The following is a 25,797-nucleotide window of genomic DNA, read 5'->3' as shown; positions in this document are numbered from 1 at the left end:
AACGGATCTACATGAGCTCGCCCGATGTGGGCGAGCTGGAGGAGCAGGCCGTCCTCAACGCCATGCGTGGCGGGTGGATCGCCCCGCTCGGTCCCGACGTCGACGGCTTCGAGCGCGACGTCGCCGCGCGCGTGGGAGTCGACCACGGTGTCGCACTCAGCTCGGGCACCGCAGCGCTGCACGTCGCCCTGGTCGCCTGGGGTGTCGGGCCGGGCGACGTGGTCCCGACGTCCACGATGACCTTCGCGGCCACGGCCAACGCCATCGCCTACACGGGTGCGACGCCCTACTTCGTCGACTGCGACCCCGAGACCGGCAACATGGACCCCGGCCTCCTCGGTGAGGTCCTCGACGAACTCCAGGCCGAGGGGACTCGTGTTCCCGTCGTCGTGCCCGTCGACCTGCTGGGCAAAGCCGTGGACTACACGAGCATCCTCGAACTCGCGGACGCGCACGGATCGAGGGTCCTGTCCGACGCGGCAGAATCACTCGGCGCGACCCACGCCGGACATGCGGCCGGAGCGTTCGGTGACGCGTCGGTGGTGTCCTTCAACGGCAACAAGATCATGACGACCTCCGGCGGGGGCATGTTGCTCACCGACGACGAGGACCTCGCGACACGGGTGCGCTACCTGTCGACCCAGGCACGGCAGCCCGTCACCCACTACGAGCACACCGAGATCGGGTACAACTACCGCCTCAGCAACCTGCTCGCGGCACTGGGCCGGGCCCAGCTCTCCCGTCTGGATGACATGATCGCTCGCCGACGCGCGGTCCGCGACCGCTACCGGGCCTTCTTCGCCGACGTCGACGGCGTCGAGCTGTTCGGAGCCATCGACGACGCAGGTGACAACTGCTGGTTGACCTCGATCCTCGTCGACGAGTCCACGACCGGTTACAGCACCACCGAGATGTCGAGAGTCCTCGCCGAAGACCAGATCGAGTCACGACCGCTCTGGAAGCCCATGCACCTCCAGCCCGTCTTCGATGGCGCCCGGCAGCGAATCACAGGCGCGTCCGAGTCCTTGTTCCGGAGGGGGCTCACCCTTCCGAGTGGATCGGCGCTCTCCGACGCCGAGATGGATCGCGTCCTCGCCGCGCTCTCGATCGTCACGGGAACGGCCGGCGGGCGTGCCTGAGCTCGCATCCTTCGAAGTCCTCGACCGTCGCGAGCCCGATCAACTCGCGGCCTGGCTGAGCGGCTGGGCCGCGAGTGACGACGCCGACCCGTTCGCCCACCCCACTCACGTCGATCTCTTCACCGGCCAGGGCGACGCGGCACACTGCGCCGTGCTCACCTGGGACGGCGGCTCGATCTTGCTGCCCTTCGTCCTCCGTGCCATCGATGGCACCAGGCGTCACGACGTGACGTCCGCCTACGGTTACGGCGGCCCGTTCGCGAGCGGCGAGGTCACAGTGCACCGCTGGCGCGACTTCTGGGCCGCCTTCGCCGCATGGTGCGCCGGTCAGGGCGTCGTGTCGGAATTCCTTCGGTTCAGCACGTTCCCGGACCCGCACGACATCGCCTACCCCGGGCAGTTGCACCACAGGTCCACCACGATCGTCCGTTCGCTCGACCTCGAGCCCGAGGCCCTCTGGATGGACGTCGAACACAAGGTGCGGAAGAGCGTCAACAAGGCCCGTCGATCGGGAGTCGAGATCAGCGTCGACACCGAGGGAGAACGCCTCGACGAGTTTCTCGCCATCTACGAGGGCACGATGGAGCGTCGCGGCGCGCACGAGCGTTACCTTTTCGGACGGCCCTTCTTCGAACGCATCCGCGCCGAGATGCTCGGCTCCTTCGCGTTCTTCCACGCCGACGCCGACGGCGTCATGGTCTCGACCGAACTCGTGCTGACGGGACGACGCACGATGTACTCGTACCTCGGGGGCACCGACGACTCCGCATTCGCGCTCCGTCCGAACGATCTCTTGAAGCACAGCGTCATGCTGTGGGGCGCCGAGACCGGCAGGACCGCTTTCGTGCTCGGAGGCGGCGCTTCTCCCGGTGACGGCATCGAGCGCTACAAGCTGTCGTTCGCGCCCGCAGGTGCTCGTCCGTTCTCCACGGGAGAACGAGTCGTCGACGCCGGGATGTACACCGCGCTGTCCGGCGACGTCGACCCCGACAACCAGTTCTTCCCCGCCTACCGGAGGCCGCGGCCGTGAAGATCCTCATCATCTCCCAGTGGTACGACCCCGAGCCGACCTTCAAGGGCCAGCTCTTCGCCGAGGAACTCGTTCGGCGTGGCCACGACGTCCAGGTGCTGACCGGATTCCCGAACTACCCGACCGGCACGCTCTACCCCGGCTGGACGATGCGGATCTTCCACCGCGAGGTCGTGCGTGGTGTGCGCGTGCTGCGGGTACCGCTCTTCCCGAGTCACGACTCGTCGGCCCGCAATCGCGTGCTCAACTACGCGTCCTTCGCGCTCAGCGCCGCCGTGGGTGCGTTGTTCCTGCCCCGACCCGACGTGGCCTACGTCTACCACCCACCGGCGACCGCGGCACTGCCGGCTCTCGTGCTCGCCCTCGTGAAGGACGTCCCCTTCGTCTACGACGTGCAGGACCTCTGGCCCGACTCCCTCGAGGCGACCGGCATGGTGTCCGACCATCGCGTGCTCGGAGCAGTCGCCTGGGGAATGCGCCGCCTGTACGCCGCGGCGACACGCGTCGTCGTCCTCTCCCCCGGCATGCGCACCCTGCTCGGCGGGCGTGGCACCCCCGAGGGCAAGACCGACGTGATCTACAACTGGGCGTACGAGAGCGACCTCGGGACAAACCGGGACTCGACCGGCGTGGCCGTCACGACCAGACCGGCCGAACTGCCCGATGCCTTCACGGTCACGTTCGCCGGGAACCTCGGCACCGCGCAGGGGCTGGACGTCGTGCTCGACGCCGCGGAGATCCTCCGCGACGACCCCGGCGTCGCCTTCGTCATCGTCGGCACGGGCCTGGAGGAAGCGCGGCTGAAGCAGTCCGCCGTCGATCGCGGCCTCGAGGGCGTCACCTTCCTCCCCCGTCGACCGGTCACCGAGATCGGACCGATCCTCGACGCCTCAGACGCCCTCCTCGTGCACCTCGTCGACGAGCCGCTCTTCCGGGTGACCATCCCGTCCAAGACCCAGGCCTATCTCTTGACGGGGCGTCCGGTGCTGATGGGCGTCGCCGGTGACGCCTCCGAACTCGTCGAAAGGGCGGGCGCGGGCCTGACGTTCCCGTCCGGCGACGCGAGCGCCTTGGCCGACCGTGTGCGTCTGCTCCGGACGATGTCCCCGGAGGCGAGGGCGGAGTTCGGCGCCCGCGGCCGCCTCTTCTACGACGAGATGCTGTCGCTCCGCTCGGGCGCCGCGGCATTCGAGCGCACCTTCGAGCGCGCCCGTCCCCTGCGGCCCTGGCGCCTCGCCGTGAAGCGTGGAGCCGACGCAGCCGGCAGCGCCGCGGCCCTGGTCGCACTCGCGCTTCCCATCGCCGGTCTGGCCGTCGCGGCCTCCCGGGCGCTGGGCACACCCGTCCTGTTCCGCCAAGAACGCCCCGGGCGCCACGGTGAGCCTTTCGAGATGGTCAAGTTCCGGACGATGAACGACGCACGGGGCCCGGACGGTGACCTGTTGCCCGACGGCGAGCGCCTCACCCGGTTCGGCAGCTTCCTGCGCTCGACGAGCCTCGACGAGCTGCCCAGCCTCGTCAACGTGCTGCGCGGCGACATGTCGTTCGTCGGACCGCGCCCGCTGCTGATGCGGTACACACGCTGGTTCACCGCGGGAGAGAGACGTCGCCTCGACGTCCGTCCCGGGGTCACCGGGCTGGCGCAGGTCAGCGGCCGCAACACGACCCCATGGGACGACCGCCTCGCCCTCGACGTGGACTACGTCCGCGGGCTGTCCCTGCGACGCGACCTGTGCCTCCTCGTCGCCACGCTCGCCCGGGTGACGCGGCGTTCCGGCGTGGTCGTCGACGCCGAATCGATCATGCAGAACCTGGACGACGAACGTCGCGATCGCGAGGCTCGCTCGTGAGCGTCGAGGTCCGGCCTGCCGTGCTCGCCGACGTTCCTCTGCTCGCCGACCTGACCGCACGGTCGTTCGATGAGTCGCTGCACCCCTACCTCACGGTCGCGCAGGCGGGGGCGGCTCGATTCCTGGCGTTGGTCGTCACGCATCCGCACCTCCACCCCGGGCGCGAGTTGCTCGTCGCCGTCTCCGAGGAGGCGGTGGTCGGCTACGCAGACCTCCGCACCTCCCCCGAGGGCGACGCGTTCCTCAGCTACCTCTGCGTCGTCGAAGAGGCCCGCGGGCGCGGCGTCGCGACGGCCTTGCTCGACGCCTTCCGGGCCGAGCGTTCTCCCCGCAGCCTGGCCCTCGACGTCTTCACCTCGAACGGGCCCGCGAATGCTCTCTACGACCGGCTGGGTTTCGGCCGCGGGCCGTTGAGCACCTGGGTCACCCGTCCTCTGCCCGCCGCAGCGAGCGTCCCGGCACCCGTCGAGGCATTCGCCACCCAGCACGCGACCCACGAGGCCTACGGCTTCTCGCAGTTCCGGACGGGCGACCTGCCCGTCGCGGGTGGGATGCGGGCTCCGTCGACCTTCGGGCGCATCGGCGAGACCGTGCTCAAGTGCCTGACTCTCGCGGATTTCGACGACGACGACGTCCTCGCCGCTCTCCGGGCGTCGTTCCCCACCACGACGGAGGCGTTCGTCATCGTCGCCGACGACAGTCGCCCGGCTTCACCCCACCGCGTCGTCGTCACGAGTGAACGACGCACCCTCGACACCCGGCAGGACGCCACACGAACCAGGAGGCACGGCAGTGCAGCGTGACATCACCAAGAAGGCCCTCGAACGCAGCACCTACGAGCGGCCGGCGTTCTTCTACTCGTCGGCCCGCGAGGGCATGCTCGACCTGCTGAGGAACGTCCTGCAACCGGGCCGTGCCGTGGCCCTCCCGGCCTTCATCGGCTGGTCGCCGAACGAAGGCAGCGGCGTCTTCGACCCCGTCGAGGAGTCCGGCGTCGAGCGCCGCTTCTACGACCTGAACAGCGATCTCACGGTCGACCTCGCCTCGCTCGGGCAGACCTTGGCCGCGGGCCACGTCGGCGTGCTCGTGGTCATCCACTACTTCGGCCGCACCGATCCCGCCTGGCAGGAGGTCCGCCGCCTCGCCACAGAGCACGACGTGTTCCTCGTCGAGGATTTGGCGCACGGCTGGTTCTCCGCCCTCGGCAGCGGCGCCTCAGGCACCTACGGTGAGGCGCAGCTCTACTCGCTGCACAAGATGTTGCCGCTGGCGGACGGCGGCATGGTGACTTACCGCTCGCCCGGACTCGTGAGTGGCCAGGCCTCCACCGACCACGCCCTTCCGGGCCGCGTGCTCAGCTATGACACCGAGGCCATCTCTGCCCATCGCCGCCTCGTCTTCGAGCGCACCGGTGCCGCCCTGGCCGAGCTCGCCCGGGATGACGACCGCTTCGCGCTGATGTGGCCGGACATGGGTGACGACGTCCCGCAGACCCTGCCTGTGCGCATCACCGGTGCCGATCGGGACCACGTCTACCGCTACATGAACGAGCACGGCGTCGGCATGGTCAGCCTGTACCACACGCTGATCCCCCAACTCCCGGCGGGCTTCGACGAGGTCCGGTCGATCTCGCGTCAGATCATCAATTTCCCTGTCCACCAGGACGTCGACCCCGCCCGTGTCGACGGGATCGTCGCCCTGTTCCGGGAGGCGCTGGACGCCGCCGCGACCGCCTCCTCCCCTTCGTCCGACGCCACCGCAGAGAGGCACGCATGAGCATCACCGACACGAACGACTACGAGGGTCGCACCGTCCTGATCACGGGAGGCACCGGTTCGTTCGGACGGACGGTCGCACAGAAGCTGCTGTCCTCGGGTGTCGCGCAGGTCCGCATCCTCAGCCGTGACGAGGCCAAGCAGGACCAGATGAGGCACGACCTGGGAGACGGACGCGCGCGGTTCTACGTCGGCGACGTGCGCGACTACCTCAGCGTCGAACGCGCTGCGCGAGACGTCGACTACGTCTTCCACGCGGCGGCCCTCAAGCAGGTACCCTCGTGCGAGTTCTTCCCGATCGAGGCCGTGAAGACGAACGTCCTCGGCAGCGAGAACGTGGTTCGCGCGAGCGAGGAGGCGGGTGTGTCATCCCTCGTCTGTCTCAGCACCGACAAGGCCGTCTACCCGGTCAATGCCATGGGCATGAGCAAGGCGATGATGGAGAAGGTGGCGCAGTCCCACGGGCTGAACAACCCGAACGCCGTCACCACCGTGTCGTGCGTGCGGTACGGCAACGTCATGTACTCACGGGGTTCGGTCATCCCTCTCTTCATCTCGCAGCTCAAGGCCGGCAAGGATCTCACCGTGACCGACCCCGCCATGACGCGGTTCATGATGTCGCTGCCGTCGTCGGTCGACCTCGTCGAGCACGCGTTCCGCAACGCCCGTCAGGGCGACCTGTTCATCAGGAAGGCCGCGGCCTGCACGATGGGCGACCTCGCCCAGGCGGTGATCAACGTGTTCCGCAGCGACCGACGGGTGACCGTGATCGGCACCCGCCACGCCGAGAAGGTGTCCGAGGCACTGGCGAACCGCGAAGAGCTCTCCCGGGCCGAGGACATGGGCGATTACTTCCGCATCTCCGCCGACAAACGTGACCTCAACTACAGCGCCTTCTTCGAGGAGGGCGATCCGCAGCAGGTCGAGTTCACCGACTACGACTCCCACACCGTCGACCGGATGACCGTGGCCGAGGTCGAGCAGATGCTCTTGTCGCTGCCCGAGGTGCGTTCGGAGCTCGCCTTGGCCGGCATCGGGGCGCCGGAACGGTCCGCATGAAGATCGCGATGACCGGGGCGGGCGGGTTCGTCGGCTGGCACACCCGGGCTTACCTCCACTCGATCGGCGAACGCGACGTGCACGCGTTCGCGGTCGGTTCGGCCTTCGACGCCAGCGCGGCCGACGTGGCTGTGTCGGGGTCGGACCGGCTGCTGCTGATCGCCGGCGTGAACCGTGGCAGCGACGACGAAGTCCGGGACGGGAACCTGCTCTTCGCCGAGCAGGCCGCAGTGGCCCTCCGAGCCGCCGAGGCCCCACCCCACCTCGTCGTGTTCGCGAGCTCGACCCAGGTCGGCAACGGCTCGGTGTACGGACAGGCGAAGCACGAGGCGTCTGAGGTCGTACGGGTCGCCGCCGAGGCCGTCGGGGCACGCTTCGTCGACCTGCGGCTGCCCAACCTGTTCGGTGAGCACGGGCGCCCCTTCTACAACTCGGTCACGGCGACGTTCTGCCATCTGCTGAGTCGGGGTGAGAGGCCGTCGGTCGAGATCGACAACACGCTGAGTCTGATGCACGTTCAGCACGCGGTAGAGGCTCTGGTGGAGGGCAGCCCGAGCAGCGTCCTCGAGCCGCACGTCACGGTGTCGTCCGTCTCGTCGCTGCTCTCGACCCTCTCGACCTTCGCCGAGGCCTATGGGCGGGGCGACGTACCCGCCTTGAGAAGCGACTTCGAGCGGGACCTGTTCAACACCTACCGATCGTTCGCCTTCGAGGTGTCGACGAGCCTCGACCTCCGGCAGAACGCCGACGATCGGGGTAGCTTCACCGAGGTGATCAGGTCGCACGGCGGCTCGGGCCAGACGTCGTTCTCGACGACGGTGCCGGGCGTCACGCGAGGTCAGCACTACCATCGGCGCAAGATGGAGCGCTTCACGGTGCTGGCCGGCTCGGCCGACATCCGCCTCCGCCGCCTGTTCTCGGACGACGTCGTGACGGTCTCGGTCGACGGTGATCGACCGTGTTCCGTCGACATGCCGACCTTTTGGGCACACTCGATCACCAACACCGGCGACGACGTGCTCTACACGATGTTCTGGTCGAACGAGATCTTCGACCCCGCAGCCCCCGACACCATCCCGGAGACCGTATGACCACCCCCGCTCCTCGACTCAAAGTCGTGACCGTCGTCGGGACGCGCCCCGAGATCATCCGCCTCTCGGCCGTGATCAAGCGCTTGGACGAACACGTCGACCACGTGCTGGTGCACACCGGCCAGAACTACGACTACGAGCTCAACGAGGTGTTCTTCGAAGACCTCGGGCTGCGTCGGCCCGATCACTTCCTCGAAGCCGACACGTCCTCGCTCGGAGCCGTGCTGGGCAGCATCCTCGTGTCGATCGAGAAGGTGCTCGTCGACGAGCGACCCGATGCCTTCCTGGTGCTCGGTGACACGAACAGCAGCATCTCGGCGGTCATCGCCAAGCGCCTGAAGATCCCGGTCTTCCACATGGAGGCCGGCAACCGTTCGTTCGATGAGAACGTGCCCGAAGAGACGAACCGGCGCCTCGTCGACCACGTGGCCGACTACAACCTCGTCTACACCGAGCACGCCCGCCGCAACTTGCTGGCCGAGGGACTACACCCGTCCCGCATCATGCTCACTGGATCCCCGATGGCAGAAGTCATCGATCAGAATCTCAGCCTCATCGATGGCAACGACGTGCTAGCGCGAGAAGGCCTCCAGGCGCAGGGGTACATCCTGGTCAGCCTTCATCGTGAAGAGAACGTCGACGACGCACACCGTCTGACGGAGGCGCTCGTGGCGATGCGCACCCTGGGCGAGATCCACGGCGCACGAGTCTTGGTCTCGACACATCCTCGGACGCGGAAGCGACTCGATGAACTCCCCGCCATGCTGACCGAGGGGTTGCAGTTCCACATCCCGTTCGGATTCCATGACTTCCTCACGCTGCAGCTGCACGCGTTGATCGTGCTGTCCGATAGCGGAACCATCAGTGAGGAGTCCAGCCTCTTGGGTTTCCCTGCTGTCACGCTCCGAGACGACATAGAGAGACCGGAGGCCCTCGACACTGGTCACATCATCACGAGTGGGGTGACCACCGACGCGATCTTGGACAGCGTGCGAATCGCACTTGACACTTTCCCGGCCCGCGGCTCGTCGGTCCTTCCCGCGGGCTACGAGATACGCGACACGTCCCTTCGGGTCCTCTCGTTCCTGCGATCGAAGGTGCACGGTCACCACGCTCGTCTCGGCATCCGCAGGACGAACTGACATGGGTGCCAGGGTCCACCTTGTAAACCTCGTCTCCGCCGTTCTTCCTCAGACCCGGTGGTTCTCGACGAGGCGGCGTCTCTATCAGTGGGCCGGGGCAGATCTCGCGCCAGGCGTGCGGATCAACGGGGGGGTTGTTCTCCAAGGTTCGAACGTAACTATCGGCGAAGGCACTTGGGTCGGAAGGCGCACCGAAATCGTCCCCGGCAGTCACGCAAAGGTGACGATCGGAGTCAGATGTGACGTCTCGCAAGACGTACTCTTCGTGACGGGAACGCATGAGATCGGCACGTCCACTCGCCGTGCCGGACCGGGCCGAAGCGACCCGATCACGGTGGGAGACGGATGCTGGATCGGGGCTCGGGCCACTCTGCTGGGTGGAACGACTTTGGGAAACGGCGTCGTCGTCGGTGCCGGTGCCGTGGTCATGGGAACTTTCCCGGATGACGTCCTGATCGTGGGCACGCCGGCACGCGTGGTCAGGGAACTATGAGTCTCGGCTCCATGAAGGAGCGCACGGCCGCGCTTGGGGGCGCAGGTGCGGCTGTAGCAGCGGCTCGAATTGTCAGCCTCCTTGCCGCAGCCGTGCAACTTCCGATCCTGACTCGAGCCCTTCCCCCCGGCGAATACGGCACCATCGCCGTCGCCATGTCCATCGCTGCGTATTTCGCGCTCGTCACGGCGGAACCTGCCACTTTGGCTTTCCAGCGTCATCCCGGGTCATATGGGCAAAGAGGTAATTACGCTCATGCACTATCTAAAATACTGCCAACGGTCGCCATAGGTGGTGTGACCGTGGTGGTTATCGGACTGCTCTCGGGCGGAGCGGAGTCGGCAATAGGGGTGGCGACGTGGGGCCTGAGCCTCGCCCTGGCAAGGTACACAGCCACGGCCTGGCTGATGTGGCACAGAAGTTGGTCGTATGCCCTGAACCTGATGGCAAGCACCGTTGCCAGGACGGCGATGCTTGTTGGTCTCGTCGTCTCCGGCGTGACCGGTCCGGTCGCCCTTATCATGGCTGGTGCTGTGTCAGCCGCTGTGAGCCTCATCCTCGCTCCGCGAGCCTCCATACGTCGCCAAGACATGCCCACGCAGCCTTGGCCACGGAGCCTGGGCTATCTCCTCGCCGCCGCGAGTCTGGGCGTAACGGTCCTTGGCAGCGCTAACGTCATCCTGCTTGAGCACAAAGTGGGCCCTGCGCCGACCGCATCTTTCGCAGCCATGTCGCAGCTTGCCTTACTTACATCTGGCGCCGTGGCGAGTACTGTGCTCACGGTCATCTATCCTTCTCTGCGCCGACAATGGGACGCAGGGGAACAGGAGCGTGTGCTCAAGTCCGTGCGGGTTACACAGCTCCTTATGGTCACGATTGCTGGGGCAAGCGTGGCTGCCTTCACCGTCTTCGACGGTGCCATCGCCGGCTTGATCGTGGAACCATCGCTAGTCGATGTCCCTACCTTGTGCGTTTTGCTCATCGCGACGACGATAGGGGCCATAGGCCAGACCGCAGGATGGTTGCTGCAGTTCCGTCTCGAACCCCGGAAGTTGGCCACGCGAACGGCTATCGCTAGCGTCGTGGCTCTAGCTCTGCTGATCGCGTCGATCTGGACGGTGCCCACGGACCCAGCCCGCATTACAGCCATCGCGACAGCAATCGGCTTCACCCTCTACGCGAGCATGTTGCGTGGTCGGGCGGTTGTGAGGGAACCCACAGTCACCATTCTCGTAATTGCCTTGATGGGTATGGCCCTGGCGGTCCTGTTCCTTCCGGTGACGGCGATTGCTGGCGCGGCTGCGGCTGTGTCCCTTGTTGCCTTAATCGCGCTCGGCCTGCAAAAGAGGAAGAAGTCATGACGAGCGATGAAACCTTCGTTTTTTGGCAGAACGCAAAGTCAATTCATCAAGCACCACTTATCCGAGCGCTTTCCGAGAGTGGTTCACGGGTGGTTGTCGTGGCACAGCAGGAGCTGAGCGACGGTCGCGAGGCTATGGGGTGGGACACGATGGACTACGGCGCGGCGGATCTGATCACGTCACCGCGACCTGACGAGCTCGACCAAATCGTCGGCGCTCAGGGGGGGCCTGAAACACACCACGTCTTTTCAGGCCTCGACGTGTATCCCATGGTCAAGGCCGCCCGCCGCCTGGTTTCGAATGAAACGCACGGACACATCTTCATGACTACCGAATCATGGGACCCGCGAGGTGCGGCTGGTGCCTTACGGTCCCTCAGATATCGCCATCGTGCGAAATACCTCAAAGGTGTTGACACGCTCCTCACGATCGGCGTCCATGCCCGAACTCAATTCACCGGCATCCTGCCTCGTGGCGTCCGGAGGGCTGACTTCGGCTACTTCGTCGATGAGCCAAGTGAAGATGTAGGTACCGCGCCACGAACAGTCTCCCCAGAATTCGAGTTCCTCTTCGTCGGCACGATGTCGCGTCTCAAGCAAGTCGACGTGCTCGTGGACAATCTTCGAGGCCTGCCCAGACGGGACTGGCGAGCCACATTCATTGGAGATGGCCCCTTAGCGGATGACGTTCGGCTGGCACAAACGGCTCTACCGGACAACATACGAGTTCTGGGAAGCTCATCGAACGCATTCGTCCGGTCTGTGATGGCATCCGCGGACGTATTAATCCTGCCCAGTGCATACGATGGCTGGGGGGCAGTGGTCAGCGAAGCCCTCATGACTGGTACCCGAGTCCTGGTCAGTGATAGAGCGGGATCTGCTGACCTCATCACGATTCCTCTGGCCGGCAGCAAGTTCGACGCTGGCTCAAATTCCGCAATCAAGGCCGCGCTTGTGAAGGCTTTGCAGCAAGGGAAACAAGAGCAAGAGGAACGCGAACGACTTGCCAAGTGGTCGGCCGCTCACCTATCACCTCACGCCGCAGCGGATTACCTGAAAGAGCTTGTTCGAGAGCCGCATAAGGCGGTCGCCGCACCTTGGCGTGAGAACGAAAACGGAGGCCTTCAAGCCACCAAAGAGGAGCGGCGATGACGTCGACCGTGCTCAGACGAGCGCGATTCACTCAAGGTTTCGCGATCGTGGGTGGGGCGAGCCTCGTCGCATTCGCCACATGGGCAGTCACCACCGGCCCAAGAATTTTGGGCCTTCTTGCCGTCGGCGCCTTCGCCCTGATCGTCATTTTTGCGGCCAAACCAGCTTGGCGTAGGCCATCGTGTTACGCCTCAGCGATACTACTCGTAATATTTTCTGCGACGACAGCAGTCACGGCGGGAGAGCTGGGCGCCATTCTGTCCGTCGCGACCAGAATCCTTGGATTTGTCATCCTGATAGGACTCTCGGCCCTGCGTAGTCCAGTAAGGCCTGCGCCCAAGCGTCTCTCGGACCATGGACGCTGGCACATTTCCCTCACTGCGTTCCTCGCGGTCTATCTTCTCGTTGCAGCAGGCTTGCACGGCCAATTCGTGCTGCTGATCCTCTACGGTATCGGTCTCGTCTTACTCCTCGTGACTGCCCATTTCCTGCAGCGCGATGACGACCCAGCTCTCGCAAAGGGCATTCTGATCGCACTCGTCATGCTGATGATCTCGTCCGTGCTGCTCGGTCTCGTCGTGCCGTCTCTTGGCACTGAAATGGGACGCCTTCGGGGTGTTCTTGAAAACGCCAACTCGCTCGGATTCTTCGCTTTCATCTTGGGAATCTCAGCGCTAACCCTCACGAAGTCCAAGTACACACGAGTCGTGTCGCTATCGCTGACGGCCGTGGTGCTCGTCTGGACGGCGAGTCGAGCGAGCACCCTAGCGCTGGCGATCGTCGTCTTGCTCCTACTCTTTCGAGGAGGCCTCCTCCGGGTCGTCTTCTTCTTCGCTATGGCGGCTGCAGTTGCGGCGGTCGTGTGGGCGCTTCAGCCGACACTCTTCGACCCTCTCCAGGGACTCCTCCGTCTCAACGATTCGAGGTCAGGTTCAACCGAAGTCGCAGTGAACGCCTTTGTCAGTAGTCCCTTGATCGGGATCGGTCTCGGCAACGAGGAAGCCATCATCGCAAGTAGCCCATTCCGAGCCCTGGCGCAGGCCGGCATTTTTGGTCTCGCCGCAGTCGTTGGCATGTGGGCGTCAGTTCTAATTGCGGGCACCAGAAGGGCCTTTGCGCTGGGCTCATTTGCATTGGCCGCAGTCGTTCATAGTGTTTTTGAAGGTTGGCTCCTCTCGCCTGTCAGCCCCTTCCTCGGAATCTTCGTCATCACATGGATCGCAATCGACCGAGGCGACGTGGTGCGGAACACTGCACAAAAGAGAGACTTTGGTCACCTCGCTGGACGGAAGGACTCTCGGCTCGGCGCATGACGGTAAAGCTTTGGCTCACCGGCACCCGCACGCTGACTCCTAGCGTGTAGCGACGGGCAGAACGAGCCTCAGGGCCTTCTTCAGATGGCCCGCATGGCGACGTGTTTCTAGACCAGCTCAGCTGGTCGATGAACGTTGCAAGAGTTCGAAGACGTGAGGCCGTGACTGACGTCCTCTCCACTCGTCGTAGGCGTCAGCTGCCAGATATCTACGCTGAGCACGGCCCTCAGCGTTGAGAGTGGCGTAATCCAGCAGGGCGGTTCGCCAATTTTCTGCTGTCCGTTCGTCGACGACCACGCCGCCACCACTCCGAAGCACACGAGTCCAGGGCGTCCTATCCGAACAGATGACGGGGCAAGCGACCGACAGGGCTTCGGCGATGACATGCCCGAAATTTTCTCCAGCTGTCGGCATCACGAGAGCGTCATGCCCTGCGAGCAGTTCACGAACCCGGTCGTGCGGCACAGCGTCGTGAAAACGAACGGTCACGTTCTCATTCAGGCTCCTGACAACTGACTTGCAACGATCTACGTAAGCTTCGTCCTCTGCGGGGCCGTAAACATCAAGGTCAATGGGACTCGAAGCATCCGCGAGCCCCTCCAGGACGAGGTGCAACCCCTTGTGGTCTACCAACCTACCCAGACTCACGAGCGAGAGGGGGCGTTCCCCGGCCGCCGCATCGATGACGCTTCGGTCGCTCAAAGCGGGAAGTAGCGTGTCGTTCTCCCTTACGACGACCTGGGTTCCCTCGCCCCAGACATGTTCGATGTCCGCTTTTTCCGCGACGGAGGATGCGTGCCAGACAACGCCACGGTGGAGGCCGAGAGCTCGGTAGAGAGCTATGAACAGCTTCTTCTTCCTCGACTTTGAGGCATAAGCGGCGGCACCGAATTCACCCCTGGGAGCAAGAAGCACTCGCTTTGCGCGTAGGTATCCGATTCGTCTCAAGAGTTGTGGGGCGATGGATAATGCAAAGTCGAAGAATGAGTTCACGTAGATCATTTCGGGCCTGTGCTGACGGGCTGACGCCATGGCCGCAGCGAAGCTACGCAATCGTGAAACGGATACGTAACGCACGCTCACGCCGTCACGCTGCGTCCACACGTCGGCCTCTACCGGCAACGGGGGCGCGGACCCTTCATCATCGTCCCGCGTGATGACCCGCACGTCGTATTCGGACGGCACAGTTCGGGCCAACGCTTCGAGGGTGCGAATTGGTCCCCCTCCCCGGAAAGCCGGCGGATAGCGCGTAGCGAAAACAACGACAGACGAAGGCATAGATCGAGTGTGACTCACTCCTCCCCAGAGAGAGGAGTGGGCGCGCCAGCCGAAGGCCCCTGGCACCCCACCGCTCCCTGTCGTTGCCAGACCGTGCTCAGCCGACACACCGTGGGTGAGACCCGGTCCAGCCGACAACGACGACTTCCGTCATTCGAGCAGACCCTTGAGATGAGCACGACCTCTAGAGCTGCACAACTCCGGGCTGCCGCAGGACGTTGCGCGTGTCGAAGATGGGGGTCGACGTGTCCGCTAGGACGTGCAGAGGCAGCTCCGGGTGTTGGGTCAGCACAATGATCACGTCGGCGGATGCTGCAGAATCCGCCGTTAGTTCAGCTCTTCGCACATCCATCGGCCATCGGTGTTCTTCAACGTGGTCATCCACAGCGGTGATCTCGGCCCCCATGGCCTGGAGGAGATCGACAATGCGGAGAGACGGTGCCTCCCGGATGTCCCCGGTGCCCGACTTGTACGCAAGTCCGACAAGGAGGACCTGACTGCCTCGGACGGACTTGGTCTGATCGTTCAGCATGGTCATCACACGTTGGACGACGTGGTCTGGCATGTGATCGTTCACGTCATTTGCGAGCTCGACGAATCGAAAGCTCTTGCCGAGTTGCTTGCGCACCTGCCACGACAGGTAGCTCGGGTCGACCGGCAAGCAGTGGCCGCCCACGCCTGGCCCTGGGGTGAACTTCATGAAGCCGAAGGGCTTTGACGAAGCTGCCTCGATGCTCTCCCAGACATCGACGCCCAGTTGGTGCGCGAAGATGGCGAGCTCGTTGACCAACGCGATGTTGACGTGGCGGAACGTATTCTCGAGAAGTTTCGTGAGTTCGGCTTCTCTGGTGCCTGACACGGGCACGGTGGTGTCGACCATTTGCTCGTAGAAGCCTTGAACCTTCAACAGAGAGGCGGCGTTCATCCCCGACACGACCTTGGGCGTCTCACGGAAGCCCCAGGTCTTGTTACCCGGGTCGATGCGCTCAGGGCTGTAACCCACGAAGAAGTCCACGCCAGCAACAAGACCCGATCCTGCCTCGAGGATGGGTACGAGCAATTCGTCGGTGGTACCCGGATACGTCGTGGACTCGAGAACGACCGTCGCCCCGCTTCGCACGTACCGCGCCAAGGATGCAGCAGACTGCTCAATGAAACTCAGGTCGGGCAGTGAGTCCCGCAGAGGGGTCGGCACCGTGATGACCGCTACATCGAATCCCACGGCGTGGGCATAATCCATCGTCGCGAGGTACCGACCGCTATTCGTCGCGTGAGCGAGTGTGTCGTCGCTGATGTCGTCGACGTAAGACGTCCTAGCCTGCAACAGTCCAATGCGGTTGCTATCGAGGTCGATGCCGACGACATCATGCCCCACCTCGACGGCTCTCATAGCGACGGGCAGTCCGACATAACCCTGGCCAACGATGACGGTCTTCATGTAACGGCTCTCTGTAGAGGCGACTGCGCGAGCGCCGTCAGGTGCAGTGTGCGGCGGTAAGCCTGGAAAGGGCGGAGACTATTGCGAGATAGGCAGGGTGTTGAGCGAGTCGTTCGCCAACGCCGCCTTGACCGCATCGACACCCGTCTGGTCCACGTTGACGATCGACTGGCCGCCGATCGAACCGGTACCAGCCGTCGGAATCGTGAAGAAGTGCATCTTCGAGCCGTCGATCGATCGGAGGCTGACACCGAGCGAGGCGATGGTCCCGACATCGAACTCTTTATCGACGGTCAAGTACGGCGACATCGCCGTGACGAAGGCCGAGATCTTGCCCGGGTCGGTCAAGGTCGACCTACTGAGGATCGTGTTAGCCAAACCTTTGACGAAGGCCTGCTGGTTCTTCACTCGAGTGAAGTCTGCATCGGCGAATGCGTGACGTTCGCGAACAAAAGCCAACGCTGCGTCGCCTTCCAACTTGTTGAGACCTGCCACGTAGGAATACGGGCCCGTCGAGAACGCCTGCGGCGAGAACACGTCCACCCCGCCCAGGGCCGTCGTCATGCCCTTGAAACCCTCGAAGTCGATGATGGCGACGTGGTCGATGCGGACGCCGAGCAGCTGCTCGACGGTCTGGACGGTCAGGGGCGAGCCGCCGTAGGCGAAGGCCGCGTTGATCTTGTTCGAGCCGTGGCCGGGGATCGGCACGTAGAGGTCACGCATGATCGACATCACGTAGACGTTCTCGCGGTCGGCGTCGACGTGTACCAGCATCATCGAGTCGGTCCGCTGGTCCGACGACGAGGCATCGTCGATGGTCGTCGCATCGGCCCGCGAGTCCGAACCCATCAACAGGATGTTCATCGCCCCGTCGGGGGCCGGCGCGGGCCGAGTGGACTCTTCGGGGAACGCCTGCTCGATCTTCGTCGCGTTGTCGTTGAACGAGTTCGCCAGCCGCGACGCGTACACGCCACCCACGACCCCGACGATCACGATGACCCCCACCAGCACCGACGCCAGCGTGATCAGAGCGATGACCGGCTTCGATCGACGCCGCCTACGCTTCTTCTGCGGCGTCGGCTCGCCACCGTCGCCCTCGTCCGGCGTCAGCGTGAAGATGTCGCTCATGCGGCTCGCTCCCCTAGCACTCGGTCACGGATCTCGGCCACAGCGCACCTGACTATAACAAGGAGCCGACGATTCCTCGCCGGACTCCCCCGCGCCGGACGACGGCCTCCCTCACCCGACCAGCTCGTTCGCGGTACGCAACACCCGTTGCGCGACGAACTCCTCCCCCACTCCCGCCACGTCGGACGTCACCGTGAACACGGCCGTCTCGCCGGGCAGCAGGGTCACGAGCATCTCGTCCACCGTCGCTGCGGGGTCGACCTTGTCGACGAGCAGCGTCAGGTCGCGCACGAGCGAACCCGCCGTCACCTCGACTCGGTAGCCCGCGCCCGACCCTTCGCCCATCACCGTCACCGACGTCGACAGCGACGCCGCGGCGAGCGCCGAGTCCCGCGGCTCGACCGGGAACCACAGCCCGTGCGTCACCCCGTCCACCGAGGCCACGAGCAGCTCCGACTCGGGCGTCCCGAACTCCGCCACCGTCGAGGGCACCGGCACGGTCACCGTGTCGCGAGCCGCCGCCGTGAGCGACACCTGCTCCGAGGCGAGGACGCGACCGTCGTACGCGACGCGCCGCAGCGTGAGCGGGCCGACCAGCGCCTCCTCGGTGTCGTTGACCACCACGGCCGCGAGGCCGCCGTCACGCGGCTGGATCGTCACCAGCCGGTCGGCGAAGGCGTGCCGCATCGCGTAGAGCAGCGGCTTGCGCTGCCCGTCGCCGTCGACCGCGGCCCACGACGTCACCGGCCAGCAGTCGTTGATCTGCCACACCACGGCCCCCATGCACCGCGGAACGTGCGACCGGAAGTGCTCGAGCGCCACCTGCACCGCGTTCGCCTGGTTCAGCTGCATCGCCCAGTGCCACGCCTCGATCTCGTCGGGCAGCCGGTAGTGCGCCAGCAGCCCGTCGGTCAGCTTGTCGTTGCCCTGCATCGCCTTCTGGTGCACGATCATGCCCGGCGACTCGGGGGTCAGCGGCTCGTCGTGGATCGCCCGTGTCATCGCCGACCAGGTCGGCGGCCCCTGCCAGCCGAACTCGGCCACGAACCGCGGCACCACGTCGCGGTAGGTCGGGTAGTCGGTGCGGTTCCACTGCTCCCACAGGTGCACCGACCCGTGGTCGGGGTCGCTCTGCGCCACGTCCAGGCTGCCCGACCAGGGGCTGCCCGCCGCGTAGGGACGCCCAGGGTCGAGCTCGTCCACCAGCGCCGGCAGCAGGTCGAGGTAGTAGCCCAGCCCCCAGGTCGCCCCGTCGAGCCGACGCTCCCAGCCCCACTCGTCGTGACCCCAGATGTTCTCGTTGTTGCCCGTCCAGAGCACCAGGCTCGGGTGCGTCATCAGCCGTGTCACGTTGTCGCGCACCTCGGCCTCGACCTCGCCGCGCAGCGGGTCCTCTTCTGCGTAGGCCGCACAGGCGAACAGGAAGTCCTGCCAGGTGAGCATGCCCCGCTCGTCGCACAGCTCGTAGAAGTCGTCGGACTCGAAGATGCCGCCACCCCACACCCGCAGCAGGTTCACGTTGCCGAACTCGGCCTGCTCGATGCGCTCCCGGTAGCGGTCACGCCCGATGCGGTGCGGGAACGCGTCGTCGGGAATCCAGTTCGCCCCCTTGATCCACAGCGGCTCACCGTTCACCACGACCCTGAAGCTCGTGCCGACCTCGTCGGGGTCGACCTGCACCTCGACCGTGCGGAACCCGATCCGCGACGACCACTCGTCGAGCACCGGGCCTGCCGAGTCCTCGCCGGTCGGCGCTTCGGCGCCCGGCGCGTCGACAGCCGAGGAGGCGCGGGTCGCGTCGACCCCGTCGCCGTCACCCCCCGAGGAGGCGCGGCTCGCGTCCCCGCCCGCTCCCCCGGTCACCGAGACCCTCACGTCGTAGAGAGGCTGCCCGCCGTGACCCCTCGGCCACCACAGCTCGGGGTCGTCGACGACCACCTGCAGGACCGCGGAGTCCGCGCCCGGCTCGACCCGCGCCTCCTGCGTGACGTCGCCGACGGTAGCCCGGACCGTCACCGGCCCGTCCGTGCCCCCGACGCCGGGCTCGGAGCCGGCCCCGGCCGACGCGACGGCACGCTCGAGGTCGACGTGCACGTCGACGACGCCCCGCGTCCCGTCGACCGTGACGACCGGTCGCACGGCCGCCAGCCGCACCGACGACCACGACTCGAGCGTCACGGGCTTCCAGATGCCCGAGGTCGCCGTGTCGAGGCCCCAGTCCCAGCCGAAGCTGCACGCCATCTTGCGGATCGCGTTGTAGGGGTGGTGGTTCACGTGCGGTCGGTAGCCGAGCGCCAGGCTCTGCGCGTCGGCGTAGGCCACCGGCGAGCCGAACCGCACCTCGAGGTCGTTCGCCCCCTCGCGCAGGAGGCCGTCGACCCCGACCCGGTAGGTGCGGTGCTGGTTGCGCGTCTCGGCCACCACCTCGCCGTTGAGCAGCACGGTGGCGACCGTGTCGAGGCCGGCGAAGACCAGCTCGTGGCGGTCGTGCCCGTCGGGCTGCCAGTCGAAGGTCGACGTGTACGACCAGTCGGCCTGCCCGATCCAGGCGAGCAGGTGCTCGTTCGCGTCGAGGTACGGGTCGACGATCAGGTCTGCCGCCAGCAGGTCGGTGTGCACCGTGCCCGGGACGGTGGCGGGCACGTCGACGGCCGCGATCTCGGGAGGCACGGGGCCGGCGGTGCTGCGCAGGCTCCAGCCGGTGTGCAGGGTGCGGGCGGTGCGCTGCGTCGCTCGGGCCGGGGTGGTGATGGTCTCGGTGGTGGTCTCGGTGGTGGTCTCGGTGGTGCTCATGTCGCTCCCAGCGATCGAGGGTGTGGCGTGGAGTCGGGCGAGGGTCAGGTGCGGGCGGCGCGTCGCTCGGCGATGCGCTTCTCGGGATCGGGCGCGGCCTCGGCGAGCTGCTGCGTGTACGGGTGCTGCGGGTTCAGGATGACGTCGTCGGGCGTTCCCCGCTCGACCACCTGTCCCTTGTACATCACGAGGATCTCGTCCGAGAAGTGTCGGGCCGTCGCCAGGTCGTGGGTGATGTAGAGCACGCCGAGGTCCTCCTGCCGCTGCAGCTCGGCCAGCAGGTTGAGCACCCCGAGCCGGATCGACACGTCGAGCATCGACACGGGCTCGTCCGCGATCAGGATGCGCGGCTCGGGCGCCAGGGCCCGCGCGATCGCCACGCGCTGCCGCTGCCCGCCCGACAGCTCGTGCGGTCGACGCGCCGCGACGTCGGCGGCCGGGCCGAGCTGGACCCGCCCGAGCAGCTCGCGCACCTTCTCGTCGACCGTCGAACGGGTCGCCTTGCCGTGCAGCAGCAGCGGCCGCGCCAGGTGGTGCCCGATCGAGTGGAACGGGTTGAGCGAGGCGAACGGGTCCTGGAAGACCATCTGCACGTCGCTGCGGTAGCGCCGCAGCGCCTCGCCGTGTCGGGGCGCGACGGCGCCGTCGAGCACGATCGACCCGCTCGTCGGCCGTTCGAGCTGCAGCAGCATCTTGGCGATCGTCGACTTGCCGCTGCCGCTCTCACCGACCAGGGCGACCGTCTTGCCGGCCTCGAGCGTGAAGCTGACGTCGTTCACCGCGCGGAGGCGACCCTTCTCACCCCGGCCCCCGCGCACCCGGTAGTCCTTGACGACGTTGCGGAACTCGAGCGTGCTCACGCCGCGCCTCCTGTGCTCGTGGCGACGGACGTCGCCTGCTCGTGCCCCGAGGAGGCGCGGGTCGCGTCGCCCCCGGCCGTCTCGTCGACCCCGCTGCGGATGAACGCCCCGCGGTCGCCGGTCAGGCTCGGGAACGACCCGAGCAGCTTCTTCGTGTAGTCGTGCTGCGGGTTCGTGTAGAGCTCGGTGGACTCGCCGATCTCGACGATCTCGCCCGCGCGCATCACCGCGATGCGGTCGCTGATCTCGAGCAGCAGCGGCAGGTCGTGCGTGATGAAGATGACCGCGAAGCCCAGCTCGTCGCGCAACCGCTTGATCTCGCGCAGGATCTCTCGCTGCACCACGACGTCGAGGGCCGTCGTCGGCTCGTCCATGATCATCATCTGCGGGCCGAGGGCGAGCGCCATCGCGATCATCACGCGCTGGCGCATGCCGCCCGACAGCTCGTGCGGGTACGACTTCAACCGACTGCGGTCGACCCCGACGGTCTCGAGCAGCTTGCCCGCCCGCTCGACGCGGTCGGCCTTCTTCCAGTAGGGCCGATGCGTCTTGAAGACGTCCTCGAGCTGCGCCTGGATCGTCGTCACCGGGTTGAGCGCGTTCATCGCCCCCTGGAACACCATCGACAACTTGTCCCAGCGGAACGCCCGCAGCGCCTTGTCGTCGAGCTCGGGCAGCAGGATGTCGGCCCCCTCGGCGTCGTGGAAGACCACCCGCCCGCCGGTGATGACGGCCGGCGACTTGAGCAGCCGGTTGATGCCGTAGGCGAGCGTCGTCTTGCCGCAGCCCGACTCCCCCGCCAGGCCGAGGATCTCGCCACGGGCCAGCTCGAAGCTGACGTTCTTGACGGCGTGCACGGGGTGCTCGACGGCGTAGTCGACGCTGAAGTCCTCGACGGTCAGGACGGTGCTCATGCGGTGGCCCCCTCGGTGGTGCCGGCGGCGGCCTCGGCCCGCGCCAGTCGCTTGCGGTCGGCCCGGCTGACGCCGGCCCGGGTCTGGTCGCGCAGCTTCGGGTTGATGATCTCGTCGATGGCGAAGTTCATCAGCGACAACGCGCAGCCGAGCAGGGCGATCATCAGCCCCGGCGGCACGAACCACCACCAGGCGCCGAGTCGCAGCGCGAGGCCGTTCTGGGCGAAGTACAGCATCGAGCCCCAGGTGAACTGCCCCGAGACGCCGAGCCCCAGGAACGACAGGCCCGCCTCGGCGAGGATCGCGAAGATCACCGCGAACAGGAACTGGCTCGCGAGCACCGGCAGCACGTTGGGCAGGATCTCGACGGCGACGATGCGCCAGGTCTTCTCGCCCGACACCCGCGATGCCGCGACGTAGTCACGCGACCGCAGGCTCAGGGTGATGGCGCGCAGCACCCGGGCGCTGGCCGCCCAGCTCGTGATGACGATCACGAAGGCGATCACCACGAGGCCCTTCTGCGGCACGTAGCTCGAGACGATGATCGCGAGCGGCAGCCCGGGGATGACCAGCACGACGTTCGAGAACAGCGAGAACGCCTCGTCGACGAACCCGCCGACGTAGGTGCCGATCACGCCGAAGACGATGGCGAGCGCCATCGCGACGACGCCGACCAGCACCCCGATCAGCAGCGAGCCGCGGGTGGCGTAGGCGAGCTGGGCGAAGACGTCCTGCCCGGTCTGGGTGGTGCCGAGCAGGTGGTCGCCGCTCGGCCCGCTGAGCCCGACGTCGCTGATCGCCTGCGGGTTCTGCACGACGAACGGGAAGATCAGGCCGAACAGGGCGATGGCGGCGATCATGCCCGCCCCCACCCAGAGCTTGGGCGTCACGTGCGGGAAGACCCGCTTCAGGCCCTTCCGGCCGGTGCCCGCGCCGCTGTCGCCGGTGGGCGAGTTCGGGTCGGCGAGCTGGCCGAGGTCGATCGTGGACATGCTCGTCGTCCTAACGCTTGGCGCGCGTGCGCGGGTCGATGAAGCCGTACATCAGGTCGACGATGAAGTTCGTCCCCAGCACGGCGAGGGTGATGACCAGGAAGATGCCCTGCATCAGCGCGTAGTCGTTGTTCTGCGTCGCCGTGAACAGCGCGTTGCCGATGCCCGGGTACGAGAACACCTGCTCGGTGACGATCGACCCCGAGACGACGAACCCGAGTGAGATCGCGAAGCCCGCGAACTGCGGCAGCACGGCGTTGCGGGCCGCGTACGACTGGCGGATGCGCATCGGCGACAAGCCCTTGGCCTCGGCCGTGACGATGTAGTCCTCGCTGAGGGTCGACACCATCATGTTGCGCATGCCGAGCAGCCAGCCGCCGACCGACGAGATGATGATCGTCAACGCCGGCAGCGTGCCGTAGAGCACCGCGCTCTGCAGGAACGTCGCGTTGAGCCCCGGAGTCGCCTCGTACACGTTGTAGCCGCCCGACAGCGGGAACACCCGCAGGACGCTGCCGAACACGTACAACAGGATGAGCGCGAGCCAGAAGTACGGCACCGCCTGGAACATCGTCGTCACCGGAATGAAGTTGTCCAGCACCGAACCGCGCTTCCACCCGGCGAGGGTCCCGAGCCCCACCCCGAAGACGAACGACAGGATCGTCGCGATGCCGATCAGGGCGATCGTCCACGGGATGGCCTGGCCGATGATGGTCGACACCCCGGCCGGGAAGTACGACACCGAGATGCCGAGGTCCCCCCGGGCCAGGTTGCCGAGGTACTGCACGTACTGCGAGAACAGCGGTTCGTCCGAGTCGGAACCCAGAAGGAGGCGCAGGCTGGTCACGGTCGCCTCGCTGACCGGGCCCTTCTGCTGCATCTTGGCCAGCAGGATGTCCACCGGGTCACCGGGCAGCAAGCGGGGGATGAAGAAGTTCAGCGTCAGCGCCGCGAACAACGCGACCGCGTAGAAGCCGACCTTCTGGGCGACGTACCTCACCCGCGCCTCCTGACCTTCGGGGTTCCGACCACGATCACTTGAGCTTCAGGGCGAGGACGGTCTGGGCGTTGTCCCAGGTCTTCCACGTCGCCGGGAAGTTCTCGGTGTCGTCGTCGCCGGTCGGCCAGCCGGTGACCTTCGAGCTGTTGAACTCGGTCAGCGTCGACTGCAGCAGCACGGGGATGTACGGCATGTCCTTCACGATCTCCTTCTGGATCGTGAAGTACTGCTCGGTCTTCGCCGCGACGTCGTCGGTCTGCTCGGCCGCGACGATCGCCGCGTCGACGGTCGGGTTCGAGTAGCGGGCGAAGTTGTTGATCGCCTGCTCGCCCACCGGCGAGGTCGTCGTCGAGTCGAAGTTGCCGTTGTAGAGGTAGTACGGGTCGGTCGAGGGGCCCTGGCCGAGCGAGTCCATGGTCAGCTGGAACTGCCCGTTGTTGCGGGCGGCCACCCATTCGTTGTACGACTTGGCGCTCTGCGTGATGTCGATGCCGACCGCGCGCAGCTGCTCGGCCAGGGCGTCGATCGCCGCGATGTAGTCCGAGTAGCCCGTGACGACCTGGATCTCGAGCTGCAGCTTCTGCCCGTCCTTGGCGTAGATGCCGTCGGAGCCCTTCGCGTAGCCGGCGGACTGCAACAGCGCGTCGGCGCCCTCGGTGTCGGCCGTCATCGGCGTCTCCTTCTCGACGTCGGGGCTGATGTAGTCGTCGTCACGACCGAGGGTCATGAACGTCGGCGAGATCTGCTTGTTCGTGCCCGAGAAGGCGAGGTCGTTCAGCTGGTCGCGGTTCATCGCCTTGTAGATCGCCTGGCGCACGGCGGGGTCGGTCTGCGGGCCGGTGCAGCCGAGGTCGGCGTTCGAGCAGGTCATCAGCGTGATCTGCTGCAGCGGGGTCGCGACGTAGCTGACGTCGGGGTTGCTGCCGAGCACCTTGTCGGCCTCGGGGATGAAGATGCTCGACCAGTCGAGGTCGCCGCCCACGATCGCGTCGGTCGCCGAGGTGTTGTTCGCCAGGGCGATGTAGCGGATGCTCTTGACCTCGGGCTTGCCCGACTGCCAGTAGTTCGGGTTCGCCTTGTAGACGTAGCTCTGCGGGGTGAAGGTGTCGAGCATGTACGGGCCGGTGCCGATGGGCTTCTCGACCGGGTCGGTCGCGATGTCGGAGAGCTTGGAGAAGACGTGCTCGGGCACGATCGCGGCCTGACCGAGGATGTCCGGGCCCTTGACGAACGACGTGTCGGCGAAGGTGAAGACCACCGTGTCGTCGTCCGTGGCCGCGACGGTGCCCTCGAAGCCGACGCGGTTCAGCTCGGGCTTGTCGAGCATCGTCTGGAACGTGTACGCGACGTCGTCGGCCGTGAAGTCCTCGCCGTCGCTCCACTGCACGCCGGTGCGCAGGTCGACGGTCAGCTCGGTGCCGTCGTCGTTCCACTCGTACTTCTCACCCAGCATCGGCTTGGGGTCGGCACCGGTGAGCACGTTGTAGTAGAAGAGCTGCTCGTAGAGCAGCCCCTGCGAGGTGCTGTCGGCCGTGGCCGAGAACGGGTTGAAGTTGGCCGTCAGGTCACCCGCGGGGCCCGTGTTGGCGGTGATGCCGCCTTCGTCGCCGCCGCTCGAGGCGGTGCAGCCGGTGAGCGCCAGGCCCGCGGCGGTCGCGAGCGCGATCGCGCCGAACCCGGCCCGTCGGCGGTTGGTCATGGAGAGAGGCATCGTCGACCCTTCGTCTGGCCAGGCGTCGTCGCCTGGTCCCGGGGTCTTTCTTAGACGACTTACGTAAGCGAGTCAAGAAAGTCGTGAGGCCGTGTCGGGATCGTGACCCGCGCCTCCTCACGCACCACACCGCGTTTCGTGGACGGCACCTCGACCAGACGCGGTGCGCTGCACGAAACGCGGCGCAGAGGCAGGTGGGCCCGCCCGAGCCGCCGAACGGACGCGGTGCAGTGCACGAGTCCCGGTGCCGAGGAGGCGCGGGCCGGGTCCGGGCACCGG

At 66.2% G+C, this 25,797-nt stretch carries 21 protein-coding genes; 12 read left to right on the top strand and 9 right to left on the bottom strand.

What is annotated here, in order from left to right; genetic code table 11:
* Positions 1-11 precede the first annotated feature (11 nt).
* From ASG28_RS03365 to ASG28_RS03320, 12 genes are read left to right on the top strand one after another with little or no spacing between them, the layout of a single operon-like run.
* A complete protein-coding gene (locus tag ASG28_RS03365; protein WP_055976815.1) occupies positions 12-1,139 on the top strand; it encodes a DegT/DnrJ/EryC1/StrS family aminotransferase in 1,128 nt (375 codons plus the stop codon).
* Positions 1,132-2,169, top strand: coding sequence for a GNAT family N-acetyltransferase (locus tag ASG28_RS03360; protein ID WP_055972010.1), 1,038 nt, complete (start codon positions 1,132-1,134; stop codon positions 2,167-2,169). The genes ASG28_RS03365 and ASG28_RS03360 overlap by 8 nt, the downstream gene beginning before the upstream one ends.
* Entirely contained in the window at positions 2,166-4,019 is a 1,854-nt protein-coding gene (locus ASG28_RS03355) for a sugar transferase (RefSeq protein ID WP_200925251.1), read from the top strand. Before ASG28_RS03360 ends, ASG28_RS03355 begins: the two co-directional genes overlap by 4 nt.
* Positions 4,016-4,822 (top strand): GNAT family N-acetyltransferase, encoded by an 807-nt coding sequence (locus tag ASG28_RS03350; RefSeq protein ID WP_055972007.1) that lies wholly within the window; start codon positions 4,016-4,018, stop codon positions 4,820-4,822. The genes ASG28_RS03355 and ASG28_RS03350 overlap by 4 nt, the downstream gene beginning before the upstream one ends.
* Entirely contained in the window at positions 4,812-5,795 is a 984-nt protein-coding gene (locus tag ASG28_RS03345; RefSeq protein WP_055972004.1) for a DegT/DnrJ/EryC1/StrS family aminotransferase, read from the top strand. The genes ASG28_RS03350 and ASG28_RS03345 overlap by 11 nt, the downstream gene beginning before the upstream one ends.
* Positions 5,792-6,853 (top strand): SDR family NAD(P)-dependent oxidoreductase, encoded by a 1,062-nt coding sequence (locus ASG28_RS03340; protein ID WP_055972002.1) that lies wholly within the window; start codon positions 5,792-5,794, stop codon positions 6,851-6,853. The genes ASG28_RS03345 and ASG28_RS03340 overlap by 4 nt, the downstream gene beginning before the upstream one ends.
* Positions 6,850-7,944, top strand: a complete 1,095-nt coding sequence (locus tag ASG28_RS03335) for a polysaccharide biosynthesis C-terminal domain-containing protein (RefSeq protein WP_055971998.1) — start codon at positions 6,850-6,852, stop codon at positions 7,942-7,944. Before ASG28_RS03340 ends, ASG28_RS03335 begins: the two co-directional genes overlap by 4 nt.
* The gene (gene wecB / locus ASG28_RS03330) at positions 7,941-9,086 is read left to right on the top strand and encodes a non-hydrolyzing UDP-N-acetylglucosamine 2-epimerase (RefSeq protein WP_055971995.1); all 1,146 of its coding nucleotides are present in this window, start codon (positions 7,941-7,943) and stop codon (positions 9,084-9,086) included. The genes ASG28_RS03335 and wecB overlap by 4 nt, the downstream gene beginning before the upstream one ends.
* Position 9,087: 1 nt before the next feature.
* Positions 9,088-9,579, top strand: coding sequence for an acyltransferase (locus ASG28_RS17080; protein WP_082454311.1), 492 nt, complete (start codon positions 9,088-9,090; stop codon positions 9,577-9,579).
* An 11-nt stretch (positions 9,580-9,590) separates the two neighbouring features.
* A complete protein-coding gene (locus ASG28_RS03325; RefSeq protein WP_157485630.1) occupies positions 9,591-10,940 on the top strand; it encodes a lipopolysaccharide biosynthesis protein in 1,350 nt (449 codons plus the stop codon).
* Positions 10,937-12,091, top strand: a complete 1,155-nt coding sequence (locus ASG28_RS15975) for a glycosyltransferase family 4 protein (protein ID WP_082454309.1) — start codon at positions 10,937-10,939, stop codon at positions 12,089-12,091. The genes ASG28_RS03325 and ASG28_RS15975 overlap by 4 nt, the downstream gene beginning before the upstream one ends.
* On the top strand, positions 12,088-13,404 hold the full coding sequence (locus ASG28_RS03320) for an O-antigen ligase family protein (RefSeq protein ID WP_157485629.1): 1,317 nt from the start codon (positions 12,088-12,090) through the stop codon (positions 13,402-13,404). The genes ASG28_RS15975 and ASG28_RS03320 overlap by 4 nt, the downstream gene beginning before the upstream one ends.
* A gap of 117 nt (positions 13,405-13,521) precedes the next feature.
* On the opposite strand, the gene ASG28_RS15970 is transcribed toward ASG28_RS03320, so the two are convergent.
* The 9 genes from ASG28_RS15970 to ASG28_RS03280 form a co-directional block, all read right to left on the bottom strand.
* Positions 13,522-14,397, bottom strand: a complete 876-nt coding sequence (locus ASG28_RS15970) for a glycosyltransferase family 4 protein (RefSeq protein WP_235497082.1) — start codon at positions 14,395-14,397, stop codon at positions 13,522-13,524.
* Positions 14,398-14,866: 469 nt separating this feature from the next.
* Positions 14,867-16,120 (bottom strand): nucleotide sugar dehydrogenase, encoded by a 1,254-nt coding sequence (locus ASG28_RS03315; RefSeq protein ID WP_055971986.1) that lies wholly within the window; start codon positions 16,118-16,120, stop codon positions 14,867-14,869.
* Positions 16,121-16,198: 78 nt separating this feature from the next.
* A complete protein-coding gene (locus tag ASG28_RS03310) occupies positions 16,199-17,113 on the bottom strand; it encodes an LCP family protein (protein ID WP_162235696.1) in 915 nt (304 codons plus the stop codon).
* 246 nt (positions 17,114-17,359) lie between these two features.
* Positions 17,360-20,041 (bottom strand): glycoside hydrolase family 2 protein, encoded by a 2,682-nt coding sequence (locus tag ASG28_RS03305; RefSeq protein WP_157485628.1) that lies wholly within the window; start codon positions 20,039-20,041, stop codon positions 17,360-17,362.
* A gap of 44 nt (positions 20,042-20,085) precedes the next feature.
* Positions 20,086-20,901: an ABC transporter ATP-binding protein gene (locus tag ASG28_RS03300; RefSeq protein WP_055971980.1), complete on the bottom strand. Its 816-nt coding sequence runs from the start codon at positions 20,899-20,901 to the stop codon at positions 20,086-20,088.
* Complete coding sequence (locus ASG28_RS03295) at positions 20,898-21,815, bottom strand: ABC transporter ATP-binding protein (RefSeq protein ID WP_055971977.1); 918 nt, start codon at positions 21,813-21,815, stop codon at positions 20,898-20,900. The genes ASG28_RS03300 and ASG28_RS03295 overlap by 4 nt, the downstream gene beginning before the upstream one ends.
* The gene (locus tag ASG28_RS03290; RefSeq protein ID WP_071254141.1) at positions 21,812-22,807 is read right to left on the bottom strand and encodes an ABC transporter permease; all 996 of its coding nucleotides are present in this window, start codon (positions 22,805-22,807) and stop codon (positions 21,812-21,814) included. Before ASG28_RS03290 ends, ASG28_RS03295 begins: the two co-directional genes overlap by 4 nt.
* Before the next feature lie 10 nt (positions 22,808-22,817).
* Positions 22,818-23,807, bottom strand: a complete 990-nt coding sequence (locus tag ASG28_RS03285; protein WP_055971974.1) for an ABC transporter permease — start codon at positions 23,805-23,807, stop codon at positions 22,818-22,820.
* Between the two features lie 34 nt (positions 23,808-23,841).
* The gene (locus ASG28_RS03280; RefSeq protein ID WP_200925249.1) at positions 23,842-25,518 is read right to left on the bottom strand and encodes an ABC transporter substrate-binding protein; all 1,677 of its coding nucleotides are present in this window, start codon (positions 25,516-25,518) and stop codon (positions 23,842-23,844) included.
* Between the last annotated feature and the right edge of the window lie 279 nt (positions 25,519-25,797).

The sequence above is a fragment of the Frigoribacterium sp. Leaf415 genome, from assembly GCF_001424645.1.
Taxonomy (GTDB): Bacteria; Actinomycetota; Actinomycetes; order Actinomycetales; family Microbacteriaceae; genus Frigoribacterium.
Note: the sequence above shows the minus strand (reverse complement) of the source record. Positions and strands in the feature narration are given on the sequence as shown.